The following is a 25,611-nucleotide window of genomic DNA, read 5'->3' on the forward strand; positions in this document are numbered from 1 at the left end:
ACACGCGTTCCGCCCAGGTGTTCTTATTGAATGAGAATTACGACGGCGATGGTTGCCGCTGCTCCGCTTACGGCAGCGCCAGGCCCAGGGCGGAGATGCCGTGCGCCGCCCGCCGTCTCGGTCACGGCAGCGCCACGCCCATGGCGCGCGAGATGCCGCGTGCCGCAGTCATCAGCGCCGGGACCACGGCGTGGAAGTTCTCGAAGCCCAGCGGCACCACCACGCCGAGGGCAGCCAACGGGCGGCCGGCCGGACCGAGCACGGGGACGGCGATGCCGGTGGTGTCCACGTCGATGCGCCCGTCGAACGCGGCGTAGCCCCGCTTGCGGATGTCGGCCAGGTGGCGGCGCAGGTCAAAGGAAACCGGGTCAGCCGATGTCACGGCCTCCGGGTGCCGGGTCAGGTAGGACTCCTGGACGTGGTTGGGTGAGTAGGCCAGCAGCACCATTCCCATCGAGGTCCGGTGCACCGGCATGCGGCCGGCTATCTGGGCCTGGTTCACCACCGAGCCGCGGCTGGAGAGCCGCTCGATCACCAGGACTTCGTCATCGCGCAGCACCGCCAGCTGGGTGTGTTGGCGCACCACGGACTGGATGTCCTCCATGAACGGCATGGCGGCCTGCCGCAGGTCGACGGCCGGCGAACTCCGGTTGGCCAGCTCCCACAGCCGGAGCCCCAGCCGGATCTCGCCGGGGCCTTCCTTCGTCAGCAGATCGTGGCGGGACAGTTCATCCACCAGCCGGTAGGTCGTAGCCAGCGGCACATCCGCCCGGCGGGAGAGCGTGGCGACGTTCATCGCAGGCTTGTCCGGCTCGAACGCAGACAGGATGCGCACCAGCCGGTCCAGCATCGAGTCACCGGACGGGGAATTGGCCATGCCCCTAGAATCTCATGTGTGCCTCGTCCGCCGGCGCCACGGGGTCGAGTGCGCATTCATGTGGGCCAGCAGACGGGAGCCTCCGGGGCGTTGCGCTCCCGTCTCCTCCCACCCGGTGACAGACGCAAAAAAACCGCCTCCCGCTGCCCCGGAATCGGGGAGCAGGAGGCGGTTTAGTGCTTTACGTTAGGGCGCTGGCGCCCCGCACCGGTGGGGTGCGGGGGCCGCAGCACCCTATTGGCTAGCGGTAGTCGCTGCCCAGGTCGTAGTCATCCAGCGGGATGGCATGGAACTCGGGCGTCAGCGAACCATCGGCGCCGGCGTAGTCGAAGTCGCCGAAGGCGCTCGGGCCGGTGAACAGGTTGGCCTTCGCTTCCTCCGTGGGCTCCACCGACACCTGGGTGTACCGGTCCAGGCCGGTGCCGGCCGGGATCAGCTTACCGATGATGACGTTCTCCTTCAGGCCCAGCAGCGGGTCGGACTTGCCTTCCATGGCCGCCTGCGTCAGGACGCGGGTGGTCTCCTGGAAGGACGCGGCCGACAGCCACGACTCGGTGGCGAGCGAGGCCTTGGTGATGCCCATCAGCTCGTCACGGCCGTTGGCCGGCTGCTTGCCCTCGGACACCGCCTTGCGGTTCTCCGCCTGGAAGCGGCTCCGCTCGGCCAGCTCGCCCGGCAGCAGGTCGGTCTCGCCGGACTCGATCACCGTGATGCGGCGCAGCATCTGGCGGACGATGACTTCCACGTGCTTGTCGTGGATGCCAACACCCTGGCTGCGGTACACGCTCTGGACCTCGTCCACCAGGAACTTCTGCGCCTGGCGCGGGCCGAGGATACGCAGCACCTGCTTCGGGTCCTTGGCACCGGTGACGAGCTGCTGGCCGACGTCCACGTGCTGGCCGTCTTCGACCAGCAGGCGTGCACGGCGCAGCACCGGGTAGGCGATCTCTTCCGAGCCGTCATCGGGGGTGACGATGACGCGCATCTGGCGCTCGCCGTCCTCGATGGACACGCGTCCGGCCACTTCGGCCATCGGCGCGACACCCTTGGGGGTACGGGCTTCGAAGAGCTCCTGGATACGGGGCAGACCCTGGGTGATGTCTTCCGCGGAGGCCACGCCACCGGTGTGGAAGGTACGCATGGTCAGCTGGGTACCGGGCTCACCGATCGACTGTGCGGCAATGATGCCCACGGCCTCGCCGATGTCCACGGTCTTGCCGGTGGCCAGCGAGCGTCCGTAGCACAGCGCACAGGTACCGACGGCCGACTCACAGGTGAGCACGGAGCGCACCTTGATCTCGGTGATCCCGGCGTCGATCAGTTCCTGAATCAGCACGTCGCCGACGTCGGAGCCGCCCGGCGCCACCACGGTGCCCTCGGAGTTCACCACGTCGGTGGCCAGCGTACGGGCGTAAGCGGAGTTCTCCACTTCCTCCGCCCGGCGCAGTTCACCGTTGTGGTCGGCCTCGGCGATGATCGTGTTCAGGCCACGCTCGGTGCCGCAGTCCATCTCGCGCACGATCACGTCCTGCGACACGTCCACCAGACGGCGGGTCAGGTAACCCGAGTTGGCGGTACGCAGCGCGGTGTCGGCCAGGCCCTTACGGGCACCGTGCGTGGCGATGAAGTACTCCAGCACCGACAGGCCCTCACGGTAGGAGGACTTGATCGGACGCGGGATGATCTCGCCCTTCGGGTTGGCCACCAGGCCGCGGATACCTGCGATCTGGCGGACCTGCAGCCAGTTGCCACGGGCACCGGAGGACACCATGCGGTTGATGGTGTTCTCCTTGGTCAGGTTCTTCCGCATCGCGTCGGCAACCTCGTTGGTCGCCTTGTTCCAGATGTCGATCAGTTCCTGGCGCCGCTCGTCGTCGGCAATCAGCCCCTTGTTGTACTGGGTCTCGACGCGGGCAGCCTGGGTTTCGTAGCCCTCCATGATGGCGGCCTTTTCGGCGGGCGCGGCGATGTCGGAGATCGCCACGGTCACACCGGAACGGGTCGCCCAGTAGAACCCGGCGTCCTTGAGGTTGTCCAGCGTCGCCGCGGTGACGACCTTCGGGTAGCGCTCGGCCAGATCGTTCACGATCGCCGAGAGCTGGCCCTTGTCCGCCACGCGTGCCACCCAGGGGTAGTCATCGGGCAGGGTGTCGTTGAAGATGACCTGGCCGAGCGAGGTTTCGATCAGCGCTTCCTGGCCCTCTTCCCAGTTCTCCGGTGCCGGCTGGTCCGCGCTGGGCACGAAGCCGGGCACGCGGATCTTGACCACGGAGTTCAGGTGCAGCTCGCCGGCGTCGTGGGCCATGATGGCCTCCGCCGGGCTGGCGAAGACACGGCCTTCGCCGGTTCCGCCTTCGCGCTTGGTGGTCAGGTGGTGCAGGCCGATGATCATGTCCTGGGAGGGCAGGGTCACCGGACGGCCGTCCGACGGCTTGAGGATGTTGTTCGAGGAGAGCATCAGGATGCGCGCCTCGGCCTGGGCCTCGGGGCTCAGCGGCAGGTGCACAGCCATCTGGTCGCCGTCGAAGTCGGCGTTGAACGCGGCGCAGACCAGCGGGTGAAGCTGCAGCGCCTTGCCTTCCACCAGCTGCGGCTCGAACGCCTGGATGCCCAGGCGGTGCAGGGTTGGTGCACGGTTGAGCAGCACCGGGTGTTCGGTGATGATCTCTTCGAGCACGTCCCACACCTGCGGGCGGAAGCGCTCCACCATCCGCTTGGCGCTCTTGATGTTCTGCGCGTGGTTCAGGTCCACCAGGCGCTTCATCACGAACGGCTTGAACAGCTCCAGCGCCATCTGCTTGGGCAGGCCGCACTGGTGCAGCTTCAGCTGCGGGCCGACCACGATCACGGAACGGCCGGAGTAGTCAACGCGCTTGCCCAGCAGGTTCTGCCGGAAGCGGCCCTGCTTGCCCTTGAGCATGTCGGACAGCGACTTCAGCGGACGGTTGCCCGGTCCGGTGACCGGGCGGCCGCGGCGGCCGTTGTCGAACAGCGAGTCCACTGCTTCCTGCAGCATCCGCTTTTCGTTGTTGACGATGATTTCCGGCGCGCCCAGATCGAGCAGTCGCTTCAGGCGGTTGTTGCGGTTGATCACGCGGCGGTACAGGTCGTTCAGGTCGGAGGTCGCAAAGCGGCCGCCGTCCAGCTGGACCATCGGGCGAAGCTCCGGCGGGATCACCGGAACGGCGTCCAGCACCATGCCCAGCGGCGAGTTGGTGGTGGTCAGGAAAGCGTTGACCACCTTCAACCGCTTCAGGGCGCGGGTCTTGCGCTGGCCCTTGCCGTTCTTGATGATGTCGCGCAGGGACTCGGCCTCGGCGGCCATGTCGAAGTTCTCAAGGCGGTTCTTGATGGCTTCGGCACCCATGGCGCCTTCGAAGTAGAGGCCGTAGCGGTCGCGCAGCTCGCGGTACAGCCCCTCGTCGCCCTCGAGGTCGGCGACCTTGAGGTTTTTGAAGCGATCCCAGACCATGTCGAGGCGCTCGATCTCGGCGTCGGCACGCTTGCGCACGTTGGCCATCTGGCGGTCGGCGGAGTCGCGCGCCTTCTTCTTCTCGGCGGCCTTGGCGCCCTCGCCCTCCAAGCGGGTCAGCTCGTCCTCGAGGTCCTTGGCGATCGCCGCGATGTCGGAGTCGCGGGTATCGGCCAGCTGCTTCTTCTCCAGGTCGTGCTCGGCCTGCAGGTTGGGCAGTTCCTCGTGGCGGCGCTGCTCGTCCACGCTGGTGATCATGTAGGCGGCGAAGTAGATGACCTTCTCCAGGTCCTTCGGCGCCAGGTCGAGCAGGTAGCCCAGGCGGGAGGGGACACCCTTGAAGTACCAGATGTGGGTGACCGGGGCGGCCAGTTCGATGTGGCCCATCCGCTCGCGGCGGACCTTGGCACGGGTGACCTCGACGCCGCAGCGCTCACAGATGATGCCCTTGAAGCGCACCCGCTTGTACTTGCCGCAGTAGCACTCCCAGTCGCGGGAAGGTCCGAAGATCTTCTCGCAGAAGAGGCCGTCCTTCTCGGGCTTCAGGGTGCGGTAGTTGATGGTTTCCGGCTTCTTGACCTCGCCGTAGCTCCAGTCGCGGATGTCGTCCGCGGTGGCAAGGCCGATGCGCATGAGGCCGAAGGAGGATTCGCTGGACATATGGTCCCTGTTCTCTCTTGTTCTCTAAATCTGAAAGTCTGTCGGGTTACGGAAAGAGGACGCCGTGCGGCGGGCCGGCCGCGGTGCGGAAGGCACCTGCGGCCGGCCGGCGCGGCTAGACCTCTTCGACGGAACTCGGCTCGGCCCGGGAAAGGTCGATGCCCAGTTCTTCCGCGGCCCGGAAGACTTCTTCATCCGAGTCACGCATTTCGATCGCGGTGCCGTCGGTGGAGAGTACTTCCACGTTCAGGCAGAGCGACTGCATTTCCTTGATCAACACCTTGAAGGATTCGGGAACACCCGGCTCCGGGATGTTCTCACCCTTGACGATCGCCTCGTAGACCTTGACGCGGCCGTGGATGTCGTCGGACTTGATGGTCAGCAGTTCCTGCAGGGTGTACGCGGCACCGTAGGCCTCCAGGGCCCACACTTCCATTTCACCGAAGCGCTGGCCGCCGAACTGCGCCTTACCGCCCAGCGGCTGCTGGGTGATCATCGAGTACGGGCCGGTGGAACGCGCGTGGATCTTGTCGTCCACCAGGTGGTGCAGCTTCAGGATGTACATGTAGCCCACGGACACCGGATCCGGGAACGGCTGGCCGGAGCGGCCGTCGAACAGGCGCGCCTTGCCGGAAGCGCCAATCAGGCGGTCGCCGTCGCGGGTCGGATTCGTCGAATCCAGCAGCCCGGTGATCTCGAACTCGCTGGCACCGTCGAACACCGGCGTGGCCACCGTCGTCGGACCCGTCTGGCGCGGCAGGTTCGGCAGGTCCTTGGCCCAGTCCGGGTTGCCCGCGATGTTCCAGCCCTGCTTCGCGGCCCAGCCGAGGTGGATTTCCAGCACCTGGCCCACGTTCATGCGCCCGGGAACACCCAGCGGGTTCAGCACGACGTCGACCGGGGTGCCGTCTTCCAGGAACGGCATGTCCTCGACCGGCAGGATCTTGGAGATGACGCCCTTGTTGCCGTGGCGGCCGGCGAGCTTGTCGCCGTCCGTGATCTTGCGCTTCTGCGCCACGTACACGCGCACCAGCTGGTTCACGCCCGGGGGCAGCTCGTCGTCGTTGTCGCGGTCGAAGATCCGCACGCCGATCACGGTGCCGGACTCGCCGTGCGGGACCTTCAGGGAGGTGTCGCGCACTTCGCGGGACTTCTCGCCGAAGATCGCGCGCAGCAAACGCTCTTCCGGGGTCAGCTCCGTCTCGCCCTTCGGGGTCACGCGGCCGACGAGGATGTCGCCGGCATCGACCTCGGCACCGATGTGGATGATGCCGCGCTCGTCCAGCTGGGAGAGCACTTCCTCCGACACGTTCGGGATGTCACGGGTGATTTCCTCGGCACCGAGCTTGGTGTCGCGGGCATCAACCTCGTGCTCCTCGATGTGGATGGAGGTCAGCACGTCGTCGGAGACCACGCGCTGCGAGAGGATGATCGCGTCCTCGAAGTTGTGGCCTTCCCAGGACATGAACGCCACGAGCAGGTTCTTGCCCAGCGCCAGTTCGCCCTGGTCGGTGGACGGGCCGTCGGCGATGATGCTGCCGGTTTCCAGCCGCTGGCCCTCGGAGACGAGGACGCGCTGGTTGTACGCGTTGCCCTGGTTGGAGCGGGCGAACTTCATGATCGGGTACCGGGTCTCGGTGCCGTCGTCGTTCAGGGCGGTGACCAGGTCGGCGGAGACCTCGGTGACCACGCCCGGCTTCGCGGCAACCACGGAGTCGCCGGCGTCGACAGCCGCGTAGCGCTCCATGCCGGTGCCGACCAGCGGGGCTTCCGAACGCAGCAGCGGCACGGCCTGGCGCTGCATGTTCGCGCCCATCAGCGCGCGGTTGGCATCGTCGTGCTCCAGGAACGGAATCAGGGCGGTCGCCACCGACACCATCTGGCGCGGGGAAACGTCCATGTAGTCGACTTCGGTGGCCGGCACGAGTACCGGCTCGCCGCCGCCGCCGCGCTCACGGCTGAGGACCAGGTCCTCTTCGAAGTGCAGGTCCTCGGTGAGCGGAGCGTTCGCCTGGGCGATCACGCACTCGATCTCGTCGTCGGCCGTCAGGTAGTCGACCTGGTCGGTGACCTGGCCGTTGACCACCTTGCGGTAGGGGGTCTCGATGAAACCGAACGCGTTGATCCGGCCGTAGGAGGCCAGCGAACCGATCAGGCCGATGTTCGGGCCTTCAGGGGTCTCGATCGGGCACATGCGGCCGTAGTGCGAGGGGTGCACGTCACGGACTTCCATGCCGGCACGGTCGCGGGACAGGCCGCCCGGGCCCAGCGCGGACAGGCGGCGCTTGTGCGTCAGGCCGGCCAGCGGGTTGTTCTGGTCCATGAACTGGGACAGCTGCGAAGTGCCGAAGAACTCCTTGATCGCTGCCACCACGGGGCGGATGTTGATCAGGGTCTGCGGTGTGATCGCTTCGACGTCCTGGGTGGTCATGCGTTCGCGGACCACGCGCTCCATGCGGGAGAGGCCGGTGCGGACCTGGTTCTCGATCAGTTCGCCGACCGCACGGATGCGGCGGTTGCCGAAGTGGTCGATGTCGTCGATCTCGACGCGGAGGTCGTGGTCGGCGCCGTCGCGCTTGCCCGGGATGGTGGTCTCGCCGGCGTGCAGCGCCACCAGGAACTTGATCATGGCGACGATATCGTCATTGTTCAGGACCGAGGCGTCCGGATCCGTCAGCGGCTTGTCGATGCCCAGCTTGCGGTTGATCTTGTAGCGGCCAACCTTGGCCAGATCGTAGCGCTTGGGGTTGAAGTACAGGTTGTCCAGCAGGGACTGGGCAGCCTCGACTGTCGGCGGCTCGCCCGGACGCAGCTTGCGGTAGATGTCCAGGAGGGCTTCCTCCTGGGTCTGGGTGGCGTCCTTCTCCAGCGTGGCGCGGATGGAGTCGTACTCGCCGAAGGTCTCCAGGATCTGGCCTTCGGTCCAGCCCAGGGCCTTGAGCAGCACGGTCACGGACTGCTTGCGCTTGCGGTCAAGGCGCACGCCGACCTGGTCGCGCTTGTCGATTTCCAGCTCGAACCAGGCGCCGCGGGACGGGATGATCTTCGCGGTGAAGATGTCCTTGTCGCTGGTCTTGTCGGCGGTCTTCTCGAAGTAGGCGCCCGGCGAGCGGACCAGCTGGGAGACGACGACGCGCTCGGTGCCGTTGATGACGAAGGTGCCCTTGTCGGTCATCAGCGGGAAGTCGCCCATGAACACGGTCTGCTGCTTGATCTCGCCCGTGTTGTTGTTCATGAACTCGGCCTTGACGTACAGCGGCGCGGAGAACGTGGCGTCGCGGTCCTTGCACTCGGCCATGGTGTACTTCGGATCGGCGAACTCCGGCTCCGAGAAGCTCAGGGACATGGTGCCCTGGAAGTCCTCGATCGGGGAGATCTCTTCGAAGATGTCGGCGAGGCCGGAGGTGGTGGCCACGCCCTGGCGGCCTTCTTCCTGGGCCTTGGCTACGCGCGCCTTCCAGCGTTCGTTGCCGACCAGCCAGTCGAAGCTGTCGGTCTGAAGGGCGAGCAGATTGGGAACGTCAAGAGGTTCGTGAATCTTGGCGAATGAGAGCCGGCGGGTTGCTCCGTCGTTCGACGAGGCGTCCAGCAGGCTGTTAGCGGTATCGGTATTAGAGGTGCTCGAGGCGACCAAGAGGGATCCTTCCACAGACCTTCAGGCTTGTCCTGCGCTTCCGCACCGCCGGCACCCCGAATGGGGCCCGGACATCACCTGGATCCGCTATATGATCCTTGCCCGCCGCACGATCTGCAGTTAAACACAGATAGGGCGTGGCGAAGCCCACCGCTATATGAAGGCCAAAGGTTTTGAGGGAAGACGCAAATACCAAGTGTACGGCACCGCGCGGCGGAATGTCCAGCGTGCAGGCAGGCGCAGTTCACCGCTGCGCCCATCCCCGGGCCGGGGCGGCGCACCGGGTGCGCGGTGCAAAAGAGCGTCTTCGCGGTTGTCCTCCCCCGGACAACGCCATCAGCATATACCCCGTGCCCGGCTTTTTCCGGCCTGCGCGTCAGGCGAGTTGCCCAAACGCGGGTAATCTGTGAACCAGATCACACCGACGGCAGCAGCCGGCGGCCCGGGTCAGCCGGGCAGGACGGCACGGAAAGAGGCATCGACACCATGGCCGAGAACAACAGCAGCCGAGACGACGTCGTCATCCTGAACGGCGCGCGGACGCCCAATGGACGACTGAACGGCCAGCTCGCATCATTCACCGCGGTCGAGCTCGGAGGCAAAGCCATCGCGGCCGCGCTGGAGCGCTCCGGCGTCGCGGCCGAACAGGTGGACGCGGTCATCATGGGCCACGTCATCCAGGCCGGAGCCGGCCAGAACCCCGCCCGGCAGGCAGCGGTCGCCGGCGGGCTCGGCTGGAACGTCCCCACCGTAACGATCAACAAGGTGTGCCTCTCCGGGCTGGCGGCCATCACCGACGCCGCCCGGCTGATCCGTTGCGGCGAGGCGCAGGTGGTGGTGGCCGGCGGGCAGGAGTCGATGACCAACGGCCCGCACCTGCTGCCCGGTTCCCGCCAAGGCTGGACCTACGGCAGCCTGACCGCCCTGGATGCCACGGCCCACGACGGGCTCACCGATGCCTTCGACCACGAGTCCATGGGCGCCTCCACCGAGCGCCGGAACAGCGAGCTGGGCATCGGCCGCGAAGCGCAGGATGCAGTGGCCGCCGCGTCCCACCAGCGCGCCGCCGCGGCGGCGGAAAGCGGGGTCTTCGACGACGAGATCGTTCCGGTTACCGTGCCGCAGCGCAAGGGCGGGGACCTGGTGGTCGACCGCGACGAGGGCGTCCGGCCGCAAACCACCGTGGAGAGCCTGGCCCCGCTGCGCCCGGCCTTCGCCAAGGACGGCACCATCACGGCTGGAAACTCGTCCCCGCTGTCCGACGGCGCGGCCGCCGTCGTGGTGGCGAGCCGCGGTTTCGCCGAGGACAACGGCCTGGACTGGCTCGCCGTCGTCGGCCGCCCCGGGCAGGTGGCGGGACCGGACACCTCGCTGCAGTCCCAGCCCTCCAACGCCATCTCGCAGGCCCTCAAGCGCGCCGGCTGGACCACCGCCGACCTGGATTTCATCGAAATTAACGAAGCCTTCGGCGCCGTCGCCGTGCAGTCGTTGCAGGACCTGGACCTGCCGCTGGAGAAGTGCAACATCCACGGCGGGGCCATTGCCCTCGGCCATCCGATCGGCGCCTCCGGTGCCCGGCTGGCGCTGACGGCCGCCTGCGAGTTGCGCCGGCGCGGAACCGGCAAGGCCGCTGTCTCCCTGTGCGGCGGCGGCGGCCAGGGCGAGGCGCTGCTGCTCTACCGGGACTAGGACCCGGCCCGGCCCCGGCGGCCCGGCCGGGAATACCGGCCCGGCGCCGGGGCTTGAACCGGACATGAACAACGAATCCGGTGCCCCTGCCCCGCCGGCCGGCCTGCAACGTTTCCTGGCCGGCGCGGAAGCCCACTCGCTGAAGGTCGAGGTCGCCGAACGTTCCGGCGCCCGCAGCCTCGCGGAGGCGGCGCAGCTGTTGGGCATTGCCGAGGCCGACATCGTCAAGACCCTGGTCATCAAGCACAAGGACGGCTCGTTCCTGTTCGCCCTCATCCCCGGGGACCGGCAGATCTCCTGGCCCAAGCTCCGGTCGCTGCTGGGGGTCAACAAACTGTCGTTGCCGCACGCCGATGTGGCGTTTACGGCGACGGGCTACCGGCGCGGCACCATCACCCCGCTGGGCAGCAGCACGGCGTGGCCGGTCTACGCCGACGAGTCCATCCGCGGCCGGCGGATTTCGCTGGGCGCCGGGGAGCACGGTTACTCCGCCTTTGTCGACGCCGATGCGCTGACGTCCGCGCTCGGCGCCACCGTGGCCGACATCTCCGACCCGACCTGAGCCTGGCGCGGCCCACCGGCTGCGTGCCCGGGCGCAACCAGCACAAAGCCCCGCCGCCCGGTGAGGGCGGCGGGGCTTTGAAGAAGCTGAAAAAGCTTACTTGAGGGTGACGGTCGCGCCGGCAGCCTCGAGAACTTCCTTGGCCTTCTCGGCAGCTTCCTTGGTGGCGCCTTCGAGGACGGCCTTCGGAGCGCTGTCGACCAGGTCCTTGGCTTCCTTGAGGCCCAGGGAGGTCAGGGCACGGACTTCCTTGATCACTGCGATCTTCTTGTCGCCGGCAGCTTCGAGGACGACGTCGAATTCGGTCTGCTCCTCGGCAGCGGCTTCGCCGCCGCCGGCGGCGGGGCCTGCAACGGCAACAGCAGCAGCGGTGACCTCGAAGGTCTCCTCGAACAGCTTGACGAACTCGGAGAGCTCGATGATGGTCAGTTCCTTGAAAGCTTCAATGAGCTCTTCGTTGGTGAGCTTCGCCATGGTTGGCGTCCTTCCTGATAGGTGATGCGGCTGGTGTGTCCGCACCAAGAGTTGGTTGGTGAAGAGTCTTACTGCTCTTCGGCGGCAGCCTCGGCCGGAGCCTCGGTTGCTTCGGCAGCGGGAGCTTCGGCTTCGGCAGCTTCGGCCGGAGCTTCGGCAGCGGCGCCGCCGTTCTCCTCCTGCTTGATGCGCAGCGCATCGAGGGTGCGGGCCAGTGCGGACATCGGCGCCTTGAGGACGCCGGCGACGCGGGCCAGCTGGTGCTCGCGGGACTCGAGAGCGGCCAGCGCAGCAACGGCGGTTGCGTCCAGGGCCTTGCCCTCGAAGACACCGGTCTTGATGATGAGCTGCGGGTTGGACTTTGCGAAATCCGTCAGGGACTTGGCGGCTGCAACGGCGTCACCCTTGATGAAGGCGATAGCAGTGGGTCCGGACAGCTGGCCGTCGAACGCGTCGATGCCGGCTTCCTTGGCTGCAATGCCAGTCAGGGTGTTCTTTACGACCGCGAACTTGGTGTCCTGGCCGAGAGAAACACGCAGCTCCTTGAGCTGTGCAACGGTAAGCCCGCGGTATTCGGTTAGGACTGCAGCGCTGGATTCCTTGAAATCGGTGGTGATTTCTTCAACGGCTGCCACCTTGGTTGGCGTTGCCATAACCCTCCTTCCGGGGAATAGTGCCGGTGGTTCGGGTCGCACGCATAAAAAACGCCCCATGCAGATGCACGGGGCTTCGTTCCCGCACCGACGTTCCGGCAGCGGGGCAATGCTTCGTTCACCTGCGCAGGCCGTCCCACGCATGGGACTTTCGGTTGAAAACGTGGAGGATTTCAACGACCGACGGTCTTTGGTTCTTCAAGGTTACGGGATCCTGCCGCCGGACTCCAAATCGGCGGCAGGCAAGGGGCGCTAATTGGCCCGCCGGGACGCGTCAGACGGCGGCCGACGGACGGGAGAGGCTTTCCCCGGGCCCGCGGCACTGCCCTCGAGGTCGTCCTGGACCTGGTTGACGTGGTCCTCCATGGCCTGGCGTGCTTTCGGGGAGTCCCCGCTTTCGACGGCGGCGAGCACCCTGCGGTGCATGGCCAGCGTGCGGGTACGGACGGCCTGCGCCACAAAGGCTTCCCGCCGCGCGTCCGCCAGCACCCGGGCCATCGGCACGAAGACCGCCGGAAAGAGGATGTTGCCGGACGCTTTGAGGATCGCAGTGTGAAACAACCGGTCGGCTTCGACGAAGGCACCCGGGTCATCCGCGGCATCCGCCGCAGCCATCGACTCCAGCTCCCCGCGCAGCAGCTCCAGGTCGGCGGCAGTGCGGCGGAGGGCAGCCAGCGCAGCGGCGCCGGATTCGACCAGGCGCCGCACTTCGAGCAGTTGCCGTGAGGCGGCGGAGTCGCTCATGCTGTACGCCGCGGCGCGGACGATGGCTTCGACCGAGGTCCATTTCTCCGCGGGGTTGATGAAGGTGCCGCGTCCCCGCTGGATGCTGATCACGTTCATGGCCCGCAGCATGGTGAGGGCCTCCCGGACAGTCAGCCGGCTGACCTGCGACCGGGCGGCGATCTCGGCTTCCGTCGGCAGCGCGTCTCCGGGCGCCATCCGGCCGGCGATGATCTGTTCCAGCAGGTCTTCCGCCACCGTGTCAACCAGCGTCCTGCGTTCCATCGGCCCTCCCGCCACACCCGGCAGCGTGCCGGTGCGCTGTCATCGTAACCGCCCTGGTGGTTACCGACGCGTAGCATTACGGGCGGGCGCCATGCCCGGACTTACGGTGTCATACGGCACGGCCGGGGGGGGGGGGGGTTACCCGGCCTGCTGCCCCGGACGCAGCTTCTTCTGCCAGGCGGCCTCGTACCCCGCCGGAGCGAAGCCGAGTGCGGTGTTGATGTCCAGCATGTGGCTGTTTTCGTCGGCGTTCCAGGTGTAGAGACGGCGCCCCTGCGGCCACGCTTCCGCCACCCGCTGCAGGTTGCGGGCCTTGATCCAGATACCCAGGCTGTGGCCACGGTGGGCACGCAACACCAGCGTGTCCTCCTGGAAGACCACCTCGGGCTGCTCCGGGAAAAATTCCAGCACGGTATGACCCACCAACTGGCCGCTGGGCACATGTCGGGCCGTGACCACCAGGCAGCGTCCGCCCTTGCGCCGCAGCTCTTCCTCATGGTGGCGGACCCGTGCCGCGTCCCACGCTTCTTCCTCGTAGTCCAGTTCACCCAGCGGGACGTCCGTGCTCATCCGCTGCCGCAGCGCCGCATACTGGTCCACGTGGTCGGGCGGGCAGCTGTCGGCCCACTCCAGCAGCCGGTAGTCCCCGCCGGCCTTCCCGGCGGCTGCTGCCACCTGGGTTGCCAGTCTGTCCTGGTCGACGGGAAGCGGCATCCTGCTGCAGCGCTCCACCTGTTCGAGCCGGAAGCCGCCGGCCAGCGCAAAGCGCACGGCCGGCGCGGACGCCGGCAGGGCCCCGGCCCCGGTCCCGGGCCGGAGCATGTCCGGCCCCCCGGGATCGAAACCGGCAGGATGCTCGCTCCAGGCCTGCAGCGTGGTCCGGCCCTGGCTGACCGCGCAGGCCTCGGCCTCCGCCAGCAGCCTGCTTCCCACGCCACGACGGCGGTACTCGGGGTGGACAGCCACAAAGACGTACCCGTTCCGTTCGTTGTCCCGCAGCGACAGTTCGAGCACGGCACGCCCGACGTGCCGCTCGCCGTCCTTGGCCGCCCAGAGATGCGTTACCGAGTAGTCGCTCGCCCGCGATCCCTCGAGCCTGACCGCCGGGCTCACCCAAAAATCGTTGTTTCCCCAGATCAGCCCGTTGACCAGGTTGGCCAGCTCGGCGGATGCGACGAAGTCCGCACCGCCGGGGCCCTCCAGGGTAGGCGGGATCCGCAGCGGGGCGATCGTGATCGAGGTGGCGGGCATGCGTGCTCCTCGGCAGTGAGACAAGTGATTGGGCAGTGCCAATCACTTTACTGCATTCCGCCGGACGGCACCATTCCCCGCTTAAACGGACTATGGCCGCAGCTTCATGCTGCGGCCATAGTCTAAGCGGTCGCCGTTGCCGGCGAACCTGAAGTCCTGGCTAGGCCTCCACGGCCACCTTGGTGACGTTCGGGTCCACGGCGATGCCGGGGCCGAAGGTGGTGGTGACGGTGGCCTTCGCGATGTACCGGCCCTTGGAAGCGGACGGCTTCAGGCGCAGCACCTCTTCCAGGGCGGCGGCATAGTTCTCCACCAGCTTGTTGGCGTCGAAGGACACCTTGCCGATGATGAAGTGGAGGTTGGCGTGCTTGTCGACGCGGAAGTCGATCTTGCCGCCCTTGATGTCGTTGACAGCCTTGGTAACGTCCGGGGTCACCGTACCGGTCTTCGGGTTCGGCATCAGGTTGCGGGGACCGAGGACCTTGCCCAGGCGGCCGACCTTGCCCATCAGTTCCGGGGTCGCCACGGCGGCGTCGAAGTCGGTCCAGCCGCCCTGGATCTTCTCGATCAGGTCGTCGGAGCCAACGAAGTCGGCGCCGGCGGCGATAGCGGCCTCGGCCTTGTCGCCGGTGGCGAAGACCAGCACGCGGGCGGTCTTGCCGGTGCCGTGGGGCAGGTTGACCGTGCCGCGGACCATCTGGTCCGCCTTGCGCGGGTCGACGCTGAGGCGGAAAGCCACCTCAACGGTCGCGTCGAACTTGGACGGGTTGGTCTCCTTGGCGAGAGTGATTGCCTCGACCGGAGCGTAAACCTTGTCCGCCTCGATCTTGGCTACAGCTGCCTCATATGCTTTGCTGCGCTTTGCCATCTGCTTTTTCTCCTTGTGCAGTTGTGGTCTGCGGACCGCGCTCGGCCCTGCCACAACGACGGCGGTGTTCCCACCCCTGGCGAGCTGGGTCGCCGTCGTTTTTTGAATTGTCTTGGTGGGGTCCTGCAGGACGAACGTCCTGGCACGACCACCCGGGGTCGAGGTGCTTAGCCCTCGACCTCGATGCCCATGGAGCGGGCGGTGCCGGCGATGATCTTGGCCGCAGCCTTGATGTCGTTGGCGTTGAGGTCTTCCATCTTGGTGCCGGCGATCTCATCGACCTGCGCCTGGGTCAGCTTCGCAACCTTGTTGGTGTGCGGGGTAGCCGAGCCCTTCTGCACGCCTGCAGCCTTCTTGATCAGCTCTGCGGCCGGCGGGGTCTTGGTGATGAAGGTGAAGGAACGGTCTTCGTAGACCGTGATTTCAACCGGGATCACGTTTCCGCGCTGGGATTCCGTGGCGGCGTTGTACGCCTTGCAGAATTCCATGATGTTGACACCGTGCTGACCAAGCGCCGGACCGATCGGCGGGGCCGGGTTGGCGGCGCCTGCCTGGATCTGGAGCTTGATGAGGCCGGTGACCTTTTTCTTGGGGGCCATATCGGGTCCTTCTCTCACATTACGTACCGGCGGCACAGGAGCGTGCCGGCGGTGGTTGGCCGCCATGGCGTGGCGGCCGGCCGTGCGGATTCGGACAAAGCGGGTCCTGGTCCGCACGAAGTCTTGGTTAGTGGATCTTGGTGACCTGGCTGAACGAGAGCGTCACCGGGGTTTCGCGCTCAAAGATGGTCACCAGCACCACCAGCTGCTGGGATTCCGGCTTGATTTCGGAAATCGTTGCCGGCAGCGTCTCGAACGGCCCGTCGTTGACCGTGACGGACTCGCCGACCTCGAAGTTGACGGTGATCGGCGTGCTCGCGGCAGCCGACTTGCCGGCAGCCTTGCCGCCGGCTTCCGTCTTGGTGCCGGTGATGGTGTGCTCCAGCATGGAAGCAACTTCCTTCAGGCTCAGCGGCACCGGGTTGTGGGCGTTGCCGACGAATCCGGTCACGCCCGGAGTGTGGCGGACGGCGCCCCACGAGGCGTCGGTCAGGTCCATCCGGACCAGCACGTAACCCGGGATGCGCACGCGCTTGACCAGTTTGCGCGTGGTGTTCTTGATCTCCACGACCTCTTCCATCGGGACCTGGATCTCGTAGATGAAGTCTTCCATGTTCAGGGTCTGGATGCGGGTCTCCAGGTTGACCTTCACACGGTTTTCGTAGCCGGCGTAGGAGTGGATGACGTACCAGTCACCGGGCTGGCGGCGCAGCTTGGCGCGGAATGCTTCGAGGGCTTCCTCTTCGGTCTGCTCGACCTCTTCGGCCTGCCCGGTCCCTTCCGGGGCCTCGTCGGCGGCTTCGGCTTCGGTCATGTCCGCCTCGGCGGCGGCTTCGGCGGCCTCGTCGAGGACGGGGGCGTCTTCGGCGGCCTGGTCAAGCTCGCTCGCCAGATCGGTACCGGCAGCCTCGTCTGCGGCGTCAACGCCAGAAGCCGGCACCTCGTCGGTGCCGGTCTCGGTAACCTGCTCGTCGGCTTCCAGCTCCGCGTTCTCTTCGGAGTTCTGGGCTTCGAGTTCCTGGTCGGACACTTAGCTTCCTGCTTTCTTCTTCAGCTCACTTGACTCGCGGCGGCTTTGCGCCGTCGTCGTATCCATCCGTACGGCTGCCGCAACGCGGACGTTACTGTTCGGGTATGCCGTCTCCGAAGACGAAGAACGCGGCCTGGCCGAAAACCAGATCCAGTGCCGTGACGATCAACATCATGACGGCCACAAAAGCGATCACTACAAGCGTGTAGTTCAGCAATTCCTTGCGGGTCGGCGTGACGACCTTTTTGAGTTCGGCAATGATCTGGCGGACAAACAGAATGATCCGGGCGATGAGACCGCGCTTCTCGGTCTTTCGTCCGGTGGGGCGCCCCTGGGGACTGCTGGCAGACGTATCGGTCAACCTGGCCTCACTCATTCTGTCCGGTGTCCGGCCCCCGGACGGCCTCGGCCGGCCTGGACCGCTGCTTCGTGCTGGGATGCTGAACTGCTGCAGTTATGCCTGCGGCTGTTCTGCGCAGGGCAGACAGGACTCGAACCTGCAACCTGCGGTTTTGGAGACCGCTGCGCTACCAATTGCGCCACTACCCTATGGAGCCGAATACCGCCGGATGCCCCCCGCCGTGCGGGCATGGAACATCATGGCGTTTTCAACACCGAAGATCCAGTTTACGCCAGCGATGCGCCGACGTCGAACCGAACCCCGTTTGCCGCCCAAAAGGCGACTGATCCATTATGCAACATTTCCGCCGGCCCGCTGACCAACAGGACCGCCAACAGGACCCGCGGGCGCCAACCGAGGGCGCGCCAGGGGGCCGCGGCGCCGCCGGCAGGACATCCCCGACGGGCTGCACCTAGACTATGGAACAGTCCTACACGCTACTGAAGACGGGAACCCCATGCCTGCCAACGCCCGCGTCTCCCGGCGCATTGCGTCCATCGCCGAATCCGCCACCCTCGCCGTCGACGCCAAGGCGAAGGCGCTGAAGGCCGCCGGGCGCCCGGTGATTGGCTTCGGGGCGGGCGAACCGGACTTTCCGACCCCGGATTACATTGTGGAGGCCGCCATCCAGGCCGCACGCCAGCCGCGTTTCCACCGCTACTCCCCCGCCGGCGGCCTCCCCGAACTGAAGCAGGCCATCGCGGACAAGACGCTGCGCGATTCCGGCTACCGGGTGGATCCCGCCCAGGTGCTGGTGACCAATGGCGGCAAGCAGGCCGTGTACGAATCCTTCGCCACCTTGTTGGATCCGGGCGACGAGGTCCTGGTCCCCACGCCGTTCTGGACCACCTACCCGGAGGCGATCCGGCTGGCCGGCGGCGTCCCGGTGGAGGTCTTCGCCGGGCCGGAGCAGGGCTACCTGGTCACCGTCGACCAGCTCGAAGGCTCGCTGACCGAAAACACCAAGGTGCTGCTCTTCGTCTCCCCGTCCAACCCGACCGGGGCCGTCTACCAGCCGGAACAGGTCGCCGAAATCGGCCGGTGGGCCGCGTCCAAGGGCTTGTGGGTCATCACCGACGAGATCTACGAGCACCTCACGTACGACGGCGTGCCCTTCACCTCCATCGCGACGGCCGCGCCGGAGCTGGGCGACAAGGTCGTCATCCTGAACGGCGTCGCCAAGACCTACGCCATGACCGGCTGGCGGGTGGGCTGGATGATCGGCCCGAGCGACGTGGTCAAGGCCGCCACCAATATGCAGTCGCACGCCACCTCCAACGTGGCCAACGTGTCCCAGATGGCAGCGCTGGCCGCCGTGTCCGGACCGCTGACCGCGGTGGACGAGATGAAGGTGGCCTTCGACCGCCGCCGCAAGGCCATGGTCGAGGGCCTGAACGCCATCGCCGGCGTCGAATGCCCGACGCCGGAGGGCGCGTTCTACGCCTACGCCGACGTCCGCGGGCTGCTGGGCAAGGAATTCACGACGGCGGACGGCACCGTCCGTCCGGCGACCTCCGCGGAGCTTGCCTCGCTGATCCTCGACGAGGTCGAGGTCGCCGTCGTTCCCGGCGAGGCCTTCGGGCCGTCCGGCTTCGTGCGGCTGTCCTACGCCCTCGGCGACGAAGACCTCGCCACCGGCGTCGGCCGGCTGCAGGACTTCCTGGCGAAGGCCAAGTAGCCGCCGGAAACAGTGCCGGCCGGGCTCCGTGCCGGCCGGGCTGCCGACGGGCAGCCCGGCCGCGGCGTGCCTGCTACTTTTCCGGCTGCGATTGATGGGCCGGATTGCCGTGGAACGGCGGCACGACCTGCGGGCCCGAGGTTTCCGGCCGCGCCGCGGAGCCGCCCTGGGTTTGGCCGACCTCGGGCATGTCCGGAGTGGTGGTGCCGCTCGGCTCTGCTCCGGCGCGCAACTCCTCTAGCCGGCGCTCGAGGACTTGGACGACCGGGAGCCGGTTCCCGTGCTCACGTTCGTAGGCCAGAAGCTCCGTCATTCCCTGCTCGTCCAGCCCCGTGATCCGGGACGGAAGAGTGCCCAGGGGTATGTGGTCGTAGTCCGGCAGCGGCAGTTCGTCGTGCTGCGGGGAGTCGGTCATGGATCCTCCTGCGCGGTCGTCCTGACAGTGCCACCAAGCTACCACCGGCGCCTGAGGCACAACAGGGTCCGGTGCCCCTGCGTCCCCTGCAACAGGGTCCGGCTCCCCGGCTACAGGATCCGGCGGTCAACGGCCCAGCGGGTCAGCTCGTGCCGGGAGGACAGCTGGAGCTTGCGCAGCACGGACGAGACGTGCGTTTCGACGGTCTTAATGGAGATGAACAGTTCCTTGGCCACCTCCTTGTACTGGTAGCCGCGGGCGATCAGCCGCATGACCTCCAGTTCACGCGCGGAGAGCTTGTCCAGTTCGTCGTCGACATTGGCAACGGCCGCCGTGCCGAAGGCATCCAGGACGAACCCGGCCAGCCGCGGCGAGAAGGCAGCGTCGCCGCCGGCCACCCGCTCCACGGCGTCGGAGATTTCGGCGCCGGAGATTGTCTTGGTGACGTACCCGCGGGCGCCGGCCCGGATGACGGTGACTACGTCTTCGGCGGCGTCGGACACGCTCAGGGCCAGGAACCTGGTCTCTCCCAGCAGATCCGCGCAGCCCGCCACCACCTCGGCCCCGCCGCCGCCCCTGCCTCCGGGCAGGTGCACGTCCAGGAGCACTACCGCGGGCCGCTGCTCGTGGATGGCCGCGATCGCCTGCTCCACGGTCGCGGCCTCGGCGACCACCTCGATCCGCCCGTCCAGGTCCGCTTTCAAGCCGGAACGGAAGATGGCGTGGTCGTCCACGACGACCACGCGGATGGGTTCGGTCACGATGCGGTTCCTTCCTGGGGGTGCTGCAGGCTGAGGTGGACTTCGGTGCCGCTGCCGGTGTTGCGGATTTTTGCCTGGCCGCCGTGGCGCTCCATCCGGCCGATGAGCGATTCGCGCACGCCCATCCGGTCCGGCGGCACGGCGGCTAGCTCGAACCCGGGACCGCGGTCGCGGACGAAGATTTCGCTGCTGCCCGGTGTGCATTCAACGTATACGGAGATGCCGCCGCCCGCATGTTTGGCCGCGTTCTGCACCGCTTCCCGGGTGGCATGCACCAGGACCTCGTGCCGGTCGGTCATGGCGCTGTCGCCCACGGCCACGACGTCCACGGGGTGCCCGTAGGCGTCTTCGATTTCCGCGGCCACCGCCTTCACGCGGTCCACCAGGTTGCCCTCTTCCTGCCGCTTGTCCCGGTAGAGCCATTCGCGCAGTTCCCGTTCCTGGGCGCGGGCCAACCGGGTGACGTCGTGTTCCGAACCGGCGCGGTTTTGGATCAGGGCCAAGGTCTGCAGCACCGAATCGTGCAGGTGCGCGGCGATTTCCGCGCGTTCGGTTTCCCGGATGCGGCCGGAGCGTTCGGTCTCCAGGTCCCGCCAGTACTTCAGCACCCACGGTGCCAAAACCAACAGGACCCCGGCCAGCACGGCCAGCGAGGCGAACAGCGTGGGCCACATGGCCTCCCAGGTAATCGACCCGGACACCATGGTGACGATGCCGGCCACCACCAGGACCAGCCCGGCCAGCAACCGGACGGCGCCCTGCGCCCCGGTTGCGCCGGCGCGGTCCATCAGTCCGCTGCGCCGGGAATCGTCCAGCTGCATCCACGCGATCACCGCGCCGGCCGCGATGGCGAGGACGGGCAGCCAGGTGCCCCACGGCAAATTGATGCCCGCGAGCTGGGCGACGACGGCACCGCCTGCGAGGACCAGGGCCGCGCCGATCAGGATTTCCTTGCCGCCGCGCTGCATCAGCCGCGGGGCGCCCGTCCCTCCGGGGCCCTGCGGAAGCGCTCCGGGCTGCCCGCCGGGGCGGCCGACGTGCGGGGCCGGCAGACCGTCGGAGTAAGCGGGGATCCCGAGGGGGTGGCCCGGCTGCCCGCCGGGCCGGCCCCTGGGCTCCTGGCCGGGACGCGGCGCGCCGCATCCCCGCGCGAAGTTCTCCGCGATGTCGCGGGGTTTGAAGGCGCGCTCGGCGGCCAGGGCCTTATCCGCCGCGGTCGGCACCAGCAGCCAGAGCCAGACGTAGAGCAGCACACCCGCTCCCCCGGCGAGCGCCAGGACCACCATGCCGACCCGGACGATCGCGACCGAGGTGTTCAGGTGCCGGGCCAAACCCGTACACACGCCCGCAATGATGCGGTCCTCGGTGGAGCGGACGAGCGGTTCTCTCATGGGTCAATCCAAGCACGCGCGGGAGCACCCGGCCTACCGTGGGGGGCTTATTCAGGGGAACCCCGGCCAACCGGTCAGGGAAGGGTCAGGGTGGCACCCCATAGAGGAGACGGCTGCCGGTTGGAATGATCAAACCATGACCTCACACGCACCGATTCCCTCGGATAACGACGGCACCGACCGAACAGACGAACCGGACCAGCAACCGGCCGCACAGGAATCCGCCCCGGCAGCGAACCAGTCACCGGCTCCCGGCGAGCGCGAGACCGTCCAGCCGGAAACCGGCGAAGCAGGGGACGCAGGGACCGATGACCGCGCCGACGACGGCGCTGCCCCGCGGCCCGACGACGCTTCGCGGTATGGGGCCGGGGCACAGCCCGCGGATGCCCCGCGGCCCGACGACGCGGCACGCTACGACGACGGGCCTGCCAATCCGACCGAACCCATCCTCCCGCGCACCAACCCCACCATGCCGCTGGGCGCGGGCTACACCGATGCGGCCCATGCCGACGCGGCCGGGGGCGACGGGCCCGGTCACCCCGGCCGCGACGGAGGCGGCGGGGGCTTCCCGCCGCCTCCGTCGGACAGCGCCGGCGCTTACCCGCCGCCGACCGGCGGCGGCTTCCCGGCGCAGAGCAACGCGTTCTTCACCTGGTTCCGCAACCTGGGCGTTGCCCGCGGGCAGGACCGCTGGATCGGCGGCGTAGCCTCCGGCGTCGCGCACCGGATCGGGCTGGACCCTATCCTGGTCCGCGGCCTGTTCATCCTGCTGGCCGTCTTCGGCGGCATCGGCGTGCTGCTCTACGGCGTGGCCTGGGCCCTGCTGCCCGAGCCGGACGGCCGGATCCATGCGGAAGAAGCCGGCCGCAGCAACTGGACGGCAGGCATGACCGGCGCGGTGATCTTCACGGCCCTGGGCGTGTTCAGCCGCCCGTTCAGCTGGATATTCGGGTTCGACAACGACGGCGGCTGGGGCTTCGGCGGCTTCCTCTGGGCCGTCCTCTGGCTCGGGGCGGTGGGGTTCTTCATCTACTGGCTCGCCACGCGCAACAAGACTGCCGCCGGCTCCCCCGGCTTCGCCGCACCCGCGGCACCGGCCCCGGGCAGCCATGCCGGCCCGGCCCACACCGCCGGCGCCGCCTACGGTTCGATGCCGGCGTCCGCGGCCGGGTACGGCGACGCGGGCCGCGGCGGCCCCCCGGGCCCGCCGCGGCAGGCCTACCCGCAGCCGCGCCCGTATCCCCAGCCCGCGCCTCGGCCGTACAAACCCGCCCCCCGCGGTCCCTCGGGCGCGGCCATCGCCCTGACTCTGGGCGCGGCCATGCTGGCCGCCGGCGTGGTCCTGGGACTCAACGCGCTGGAGTTCATTGACCTGGGCCGGAACGTCGTACCGACCGCGATCGCCGCGGCGCTGATCGTGATCGGCAGCGGCGTCGTCGTGATGGGCGCCGTCGGCCGCACCTCCGGCGTCCTCGGTTTCCTGGCTGCCGTGGGTCTGGTCCTGGCGCTGGCCTTCTCCGCGGGAACGCAGTGGACCGCCTCCAACTTCGCCATCGCCTCCAGCCGCACCTGGACCTCGGCCACGGCGCCGGCCCAGGGTGACGGCTACAGCGTAGTGGCGGGCGACGGCACCGTGGACCTGCGGGCCGTCTCCGGTTCCCGTTTCGGCGGCCCCGCCGTCGTCCCGGTCAACGCCGTGGCCTCCTCCCTCACCGTCATCATCCCCGACGACGTCCCGGTGAAGGTGGAAACGCAGATGGCGCTGGGCAACGTCGAATACGTCACCGGCGCGGACAGCGGACGGCAGTCCGGCGTCTGGCAGCCGGGAAGCTACATCATCAACGACGACGGCGGGGCGCCGGAGATCATCCTGGCCGTCCGGGGCGTGGCCAGCAACGTCGACATCATGACCGTCAGCGAACTGGAGGAAATCCGATGAGCAGCCAACTGAACCACGACCAGGATCGCCGTCCCCGCGCAGGCACCATCATCTGGGGGCTGATCGCCGTGGCCGTCGGCCTGCTGGTGCTCGCCGGAACCTGGTGGGACATCAGCTTCAACTGGGCCTACGTCATGATCGCCCTGTTGATCGGCTCCGGGATCGCCCTGGTGGTCGCCGGCGTCCTGAGCGCCACCCGCAACCGGGACCGCTAGCCCAGGACCGACAGCCAATCATCGCCGGCCAAGCACCGGCAGCCAAGGATCGACAACCCGGCGGCCCGCGCCACCCGCGCGGGCCGCCGACGACGGTCCGCCAGTGACAACAGCTCCCGAACACGAAAGCATGGTTCCATGGATACCTTTTACCGAGTGCTCCGCTCCAGCCCCGTCCGCCGCGGCCCCGACCGCTGGGTAGCCGGCATTTGCGGCGGCATCGCCGCAAAATTCGGCTGGGACGTGACGTGGGTGCGGATAGCCACCCTGCTGGTCTTCCTGTTCCCCGGCGTCGGCGTCGGCACCTACCTGGTGTTGTGGCTGCTGCTGCCGAAGTACGACGGCAGCATCGCGCTGGAGAAGTTGCTCGCCAGCAAGTCCTGACCCGCTGTCCACCGCACGGAGGACAGCGGGATCGGCAGGACGGACGTGCCGGCAACGCACGCCGCCCGGGCATGCTGGAAGCATGAGAACACCAGCCACCGCCCGCGCCGCACGGGACGCCAGGGGCACGCCGCCCCCGGACATCCCGCCGTACTCGGGCCTTCCGTGCCGGAACCTGCCGAACCCACTCCCATCGGCGCCGATCCTGCCGGGCCGGGCACCGCCGTCGTCCTCGACCGGTTGGTGAAGGAGTACCGCCGTCCCGGGGCGGTATCTTCCGCCCCGTGGACGGCATCACCCTGCGGATCCGCACGGGCGAAACGTACGCGCTGCTCGGACCCAACGGCGCCGGCAAGTCCACCACCATCGAAATGATGGAGGGCCACCGGAAGCCAAGCTCTGGCCGCGCCACCGTGCTCGGCGTCGACCCGTACCGGGCGGCGCCGGCGTTCCGTGCCCGCATCTGCCCGCTTGAGCCGCCGTCCCGCGGGCCGGGCCGGTCGACAGCAAGGCCGCCGCTCCCCGCCGGAATGACTCCGGCCGGGGTTCCTGCATAGAATCGAGGCGGGCTCAATGGGGTGCTCGCGCCGACCGGCCAGCACCCGAGAAGGAGTACCCATGAGGATTGGAATCATGACCAGCGGCGGGGATTGCCCCGGCCTGAATGCGGTGATCCGCGGCATCGTGCTCAAGGGCATCACGGCGCACGGGCACGAGTTCGTGGGCTTCCGCGACGGCTGGCGCGGCGTGGTGGAGGGCGACATCATGGAACTGCCGCGGCACCAGGTGCGGGGCATTTCCAAGCAGGGCGGCACGATCCTGGGCACCTCGCGCACCAACCCGTTCGACGGACCGAACGGCGGGCCGGAGAAGATCCAGCAGACGCTGGACCGGCTGGGCGTGCACGCGGTGATCGTGATCGGCGGCGAGGGCACCTTGGCCGGCGCCTACCGGCTCACCCAGGCCGGGCTGAAGATCGTCGGCGTGCCCAAGACCATCGACAACGACCTGGAAGCCACTGACTACACCTTCGGTTTCGACACCGCGGTGCAGATTGCCACCGAGGCGATCGACCGGCTGCGCACCACGGGCGAATCGCACCACCGCTGCATGATCGCCGAGGTGATGGGCCGCAACGTGGGCTGGATCGCGCTGCACGCGGGCATGGCCACCGGCGCGCACGCCATCCTGATCCCCGAGCAGCGTGTGACCATGGACCAGGTGTCCGACTGGGTGCTGCACGCGCAGAAGCGCGGCCGCGCACCGCTGGTGGTGGTGGCCGAAGGCTGGGTGCCCGACGGCGAACTGGGCCCGCATGCGGAGCGCGGGGTGGACAGCTTCGGGCGGCCGAGGCTAGGCGGCATCGGCGAACGGCTGGCCCCCGAGCTGGAAACACGCACCGGGATCGAAACCCGAGCCACCACGCTGGGGCACATCCAGCGCGGCGGGGTCCCCTCCGGCTACGACCGCGTGCTGGCCACTCGGTTGGGCATGGCGGCGGTGGATTCGGTGGTGGAGAAACGATGGGGCAGCATGGTGGCCCTGAAAGGCACCGACGTTGTGCACGTGGGCTTCGAGTCGGCGCTGAACAACTTAAAGACCGTCCCGCAGCATCGTTACGACGAGGCAAGGGTTCTCTTCGGCTGAGCGT

The 25,611-nt window shown here is 67.9% G+C and carries 22 protein-coding genes and 1 tRNA gene; 8 read left to right on the forward strand and 15 right to left on the reverse strand.

Translation table 11 applies throughout. From position 1 onward, the window contains the following. Window positions 1–121 precede the first annotated feature (121 nt). From AC5RV3_RS16840 to rpoB, 3 genes are all read right to left on the reverse strand, one after another. The gene (locus AC5RV3_RS16840; RefSeq protein WP_494123073.1) at window positions 122–877 is read right to left on the reverse strand and encodes an IclR family transcriptional regulator; all 756 of its coding nucleotides are present in this window, start codon (window positions 875–877) and stop codon (window positions 122–124) included. A gap of 241 nt (window positions 878–1,118) precedes the next feature. Next, complete coding sequence (locus AC5RV3_RS16845) at window positions 1,119–5,009, reverse strand: DNA-directed RNA polymerase subunit beta' (RefSeq protein WP_494123074.1); 3,891 nt, start codon at window positions 5,007–5,009, stop codon at window positions 1,119–1,121. Window positions 5,010–5,124: 115 nt separating this feature from the next. Beyond that, window positions 5,125–8,643: a DNA-directed RNA polymerase subunit beta gene (gene rpoB, locus AC5RV3_RS16850; RefSeq protein WP_494113017.1), complete on the reverse strand. Its 3,519-nt coding sequence runs from the start codon at window positions 8,641–8,643 to the stop codon at window positions 5,125–5,127. A 486-nt stretch (window positions 8,644–9,129) separates the two neighbouring features. Here rpoB and AC5RV3_RS16855 point away from each other — a divergent pair, with 486 nt between their 5' ends. Then, entirely contained in the window at window positions 9,130–10,332 is a 1,203-nt protein-coding gene (locus AC5RV3_RS16855; protein ID WP_494123075.1) for an acetyl-CoA C-acetyltransferase, read from the forward strand. 64 nt (window positions 10,333–10,396) lie between these two features. Beyond that, on the forward strand, window positions 10,397–10,894 hold the full coding sequence (locus AC5RV3_RS16860; RefSeq protein WP_494123076.1) for an aminoacyl-tRNA deacylase: 498 nt from the start codon (window positions 10,397–10,399) through the stop codon (window positions 10,892–10,894). A 96-nt stretch (window positions 10,895–10,990) separates the two neighbouring features. On the opposite strand, the gene rplL is transcribed toward AC5RV3_RS16860, so the two are convergent. The 9 genes from rplL to AC5RV3_RS16905 form a co-directional block, all read right to left on the reverse strand. Further along, window positions 10,991–11,368 (reverse strand): 50S ribosomal protein L7/L12, encoded by a 378-nt coding sequence (gene rplL, locus AC5RV3_RS16865; RefSeq protein WP_494113014.1) that lies wholly within the window; start codon window positions 11,366–11,368, stop codon window positions 10,991–10,993. Window positions 11,369–11,436: 68 nt separating this feature from the next. Next, entirely contained in the window at window positions 11,437–12,021 is a 585-nt protein-coding gene (gene rplJ, locus AC5RV3_RS16870; RefSeq protein WP_493989378.1) for a 50S ribosomal protein L10, read from the reverse strand. Between the two features lie 252 nt (window positions 12,022–12,273). Further along, window positions 12,274–13,029 (reverse strand): FadR/GntR family transcriptional regulator, encoded by a 756-nt coding sequence (locus AC5RV3_RS16875; protein WP_494123077.1) that lies wholly within the window; start codon window positions 13,027–13,029, stop codon window positions 12,274–12,276. A gap of 138 nt (window positions 13,030–13,167) precedes the next feature. Beyond that, window positions 13,168–14,280, reverse strand: a complete 1,113-nt coding sequence (locus AC5RV3_RS16880; RefSeq protein WP_494123078.1) for a GNAT family N-acetyltransferase — start codon at window positions 14,278–14,280, stop codon at window positions 13,168–13,170. Window positions 14,281–14,440: 160 nt separating this feature from the next. Then, the gene (gene rplA, locus AC5RV3_RS16885; RefSeq protein ID WP_493989381.1) at window positions 14,441–15,148 is read right to left on the reverse strand and encodes a 50S ribosomal protein L1; all 708 of its coding nucleotides are present in this window, start codon (window positions 15,146–15,148) and stop codon (window positions 14,441–14,443) included. 167 nt (window positions 15,149–15,315) lie between these two features. Continuing rightward, entirely contained in the window at window positions 15,316–15,747 is a 432-nt protein-coding gene (gene rplK, locus AC5RV3_RS16890; protein ID WP_493989382.1) for a 50S ribosomal protein L11, read from the reverse strand. A gap of 127 nt (window positions 15,748–15,874) precedes the next feature. Then, window positions 15,875–16,777, reverse strand: a complete 903-nt coding sequence (gene nusG / locus AC5RV3_RS16895; protein ID WP_494123079.1) for a transcription termination/antitermination protein NusG — start codon at window positions 16,775–16,777, stop codon at window positions 15,875–15,877. 91 nt (window positions 16,778–16,868) lie between these two features. After that, entirely contained in the window at window positions 16,869–17,153 is a 285-nt protein-coding gene (gene secE / locus AC5RV3_RS16900; protein WP_494113010.1) for a preprotein translocase subunit SecE, read from the reverse strand. Between the two features lie 100 nt (window positions 17,154–17,253). Continuing rightward, window positions 17,254–17,326: transfer RNA gene (locus AC5RV3_RS16905), tRNA-Trp, on the reverse strand. A 308-nt stretch (window positions 17,327–17,634) separates the two neighbouring features. On the opposite strand from AC5RV3_RS16905, the gene AC5RV3_RS16910 reads away from it, so the two are divergent. Then, window positions 17,635–18,855 (forward strand): pyridoxal phosphate-dependent aminotransferase, encoded by a 1,221-nt coding sequence (locus tag AC5RV3_RS16910; RefSeq protein WP_494123080.1) that lies wholly within the window; start codon window positions 17,635–17,637, stop codon window positions 18,853–18,855. A 73-nt stretch (window positions 18,856–18,928) separates the two neighbouring features. On the opposite strand, the gene AC5RV3_RS16915 is transcribed toward AC5RV3_RS16910, so the two are convergent. From AC5RV3_RS16915 to AC5RV3_RS16925, 3 genes are all read right to left on the reverse strand, one after another. Next, a complete protein-coding gene (locus tag AC5RV3_RS16915; RefSeq protein ID WP_494123081.1) occupies window positions 18,929–19,270 on the reverse strand; it encodes a DUF8129 domain-containing protein in 342 nt (113 codons plus the stop codon). A gap of 110 nt (window positions 19,271–19,380) precedes the next feature. Then, window positions 19,381–20,031: a LuxR C-terminal-related transcriptional regulator gene (locus AC5RV3_RS16920; protein WP_493989387.1), complete on the reverse strand. Its 651-nt coding sequence runs from the start codon at window positions 20,029–20,031 to the stop codon at window positions 19,381–19,383. Beyond that, complete coding sequence (locus tag AC5RV3_RS16925; RefSeq protein WP_494123082.1) at window positions 20,028–21,422, reverse strand: ATP-binding protein; 1,395 nt, start codon at window positions 21,420–21,422, stop codon at window positions 20,028–20,030. The genes AC5RV3_RS16920 and AC5RV3_RS16925 overlap by 4 nt, the downstream gene beginning before the upstream one ends. A gap of 136 nt (window positions 21,423–21,558) precedes the next feature. On the opposite strand from AC5RV3_RS16925, the gene AC5RV3_RS16930 reads away from it, so the two are divergent. The 5 genes from AC5RV3_RS16930 (at window position 21,559) to AC5RV3_RS16950 (ending at window position 25,607) form a co-directional block, all read left to right on the forward strand. Beyond that, window positions 21,559–23,361, forward strand: coding sequence for a PspC domain-containing protein (locus AC5RV3_RS16930; protein WP_494123083.1), 1,803 nt, complete (start codon window positions 21,559–21,561; stop codon window positions 23,359–23,361). Beyond that, a complete protein-coding gene (locus tag AC5RV3_RS16935; protein WP_494113742.1) occupies window positions 23,358–23,576 on the forward strand; it encodes a hypothetical protein in 219 nt (72 codons plus the stop codon). Before AC5RV3_RS16930 ends, AC5RV3_RS16935 begins: the two co-directional genes overlap by 4 nt. A gap of 138 nt (window positions 23,577–23,714) precedes the next feature. Then, a complete protein-coding gene (locus AC5RV3_RS16940) occupies window positions 23,715–23,960 on the forward strand; it encodes a PspC domain-containing protein (RefSeq protein WP_493989391.1) in 246 nt (81 codons plus the stop codon). A 284-nt stretch (window positions 23,961–24,244) separates the two neighbouring features. After that, window positions 24,245–24,517 (forward strand): ATP-binding cassette domain-containing protein, encoded by a 273-nt coding sequence (locus AC5RV3_RS16945; RefSeq protein ID WP_494123084.1) that lies wholly within the window; start codon window positions 24,245–24,247, stop codon window positions 24,515–24,517. A 61-nt stretch (window positions 24,518–24,578) separates the two neighbouring features. Beyond that, window positions 24,579–25,607, forward strand: a complete 1,029-nt coding sequence (locus tag AC5RV3_RS16950) for a 6-phosphofructokinase (RefSeq protein WP_494123085.1) — start codon at window positions 24,579–24,581, stop codon at window positions 25,605–25,607. The last annotated feature ends 4 nt before the right edge of the window (window positions 25,608–25,611 follow it).

The sequence above is a fragment of the Arthrobacter sp. Y3221114 genome (assembly GCF_059092625.1).

Excerpts from the sequence above, each read along its gene's own strand:
- rplK (WP_493989382.1), bottom strand. The coding sequence starts at position 15,747 with ATGGCCCCCAAGAAAAAGGTCACCGGCCTCATCAAGCTCCAGATCCAG.
- rplJ (WP_493989378.1), bottom strand. The coding sequence starts at position 12,021 with ATGGCAACGCCAACCAAGGTGGCAGCCGTTGAAGAAATCACCACCGAT.
- AC5RV3_RS16845 (WP_494123074.1), bottom strand. The coding sequence starts at position 5,009 with ATGTCCAGCGAATCCTCCTTCGGCCTCATGCGCATCGGCCTTGCCACC.
- AC5RV3_RS16910 (WP_494123080.1), top strand. The coding sequence starts at position 17,635 with ATGCCTGCCAACGCCCGCGTCTCCCGGCGCATTGCGTCCATCGCCGAA.
- secE (WP_494113010.1), bottom strand. The coding sequence starts at position 17,153 with ATGAGTGAGGCCAGGTTGACCGATACGTCTGCCAGCAGTCCCCAGGGG.
- AC5RV3_RS16950 (WP_494123085.1), top strand. The coding sequence starts at position 24,579 with ATGAGGATTGGAATCATGACCAGCGGCGGGGATTGCCCCGGCCTGAAT.
- AC5RV3_RS16930 (WP_494123083.1), top strand. The coding sequence starts at position 21,559 with ATGACCTCACACGCACCGATTCCCTCGGATAACGACGGCACCGACCGA.
- AC5RV3_RS16860 (WP_494123076.1), top strand. The coding sequence starts at position 10,397 with ATGAACAACGAATCCGGTGCCCCTGCCCCGCCGGCCGGCCTGCAACGT.
- AC5RV3_RS16880 (WP_494123078.1), bottom strand. The coding sequence starts at position 14,280 with ATGCCCGCCACCTCGATCACGATCGCCCCGCTGCGGATCCCGCCTACC.
- AC5RV3_RS16935 (WP_494113742.1), top strand. The coding sequence starts at position 23,358 with ATGAGCAGCCAACTGAACCACGACCAGGATCGCCGTCCCCGCGCAGGC.
- rplL (WP_494113014.1), bottom strand. The coding sequence starts at position 11,368 with ATGGCGAAGCTCACCAACGAAGAGCTCATTGAAGCTTTCAAGGAACTG.
- AC5RV3_RS16940 (WP_493989391.1), top strand. The coding sequence starts at position 23,715 with ATGGATACCTTTTACCGAGTGCTCCGCTCCAGCCCCGTCCGCCGCGGC.
- AC5RV3_RS16855 (WP_494123075.1), top strand. The coding sequence starts at position 9,130 with ATGGCCGAGAACAACAGCAGCCGAGACGACGTCGTCATCCTGAACGGC.
- rplA (WP_493989381.1), bottom strand. The coding sequence starts at position 15,148 with ATGGCAAAGCGCAGCAAAGCATATGAGGCAGCTGTAGCCAAGATCGAG.
- AC5RV3_RS16840 (WP_494123073.1), bottom strand. The coding sequence starts at position 877 with ATGGCCAATTCCCCGTCCGGTGACTCGATGCTGGACCGGCTGGTGCGC.
- AC5RV3_RS16925 (WP_494123082.1), bottom strand. The coding sequence starts at position 21,422 with ATGAGAGAACCGCTCGTCCGCTCCACCGAGGACCGCATCATTGCGGGC.
- AC5RV3_RS16875 (WP_494123077.1), bottom strand. The coding sequence starts at position 13,029 with ATGGAACGCAGGACGCTGGTTGACACGGTGGCGGAAGACCTGCTGGAA.
- AC5RV3_RS16915 (WP_494123081.1), bottom strand. The coding sequence starts at position 19,270 with ATGACCGACTCCCCGCAGCACGACGAACTGCCGCTGCCGGACTACGAC.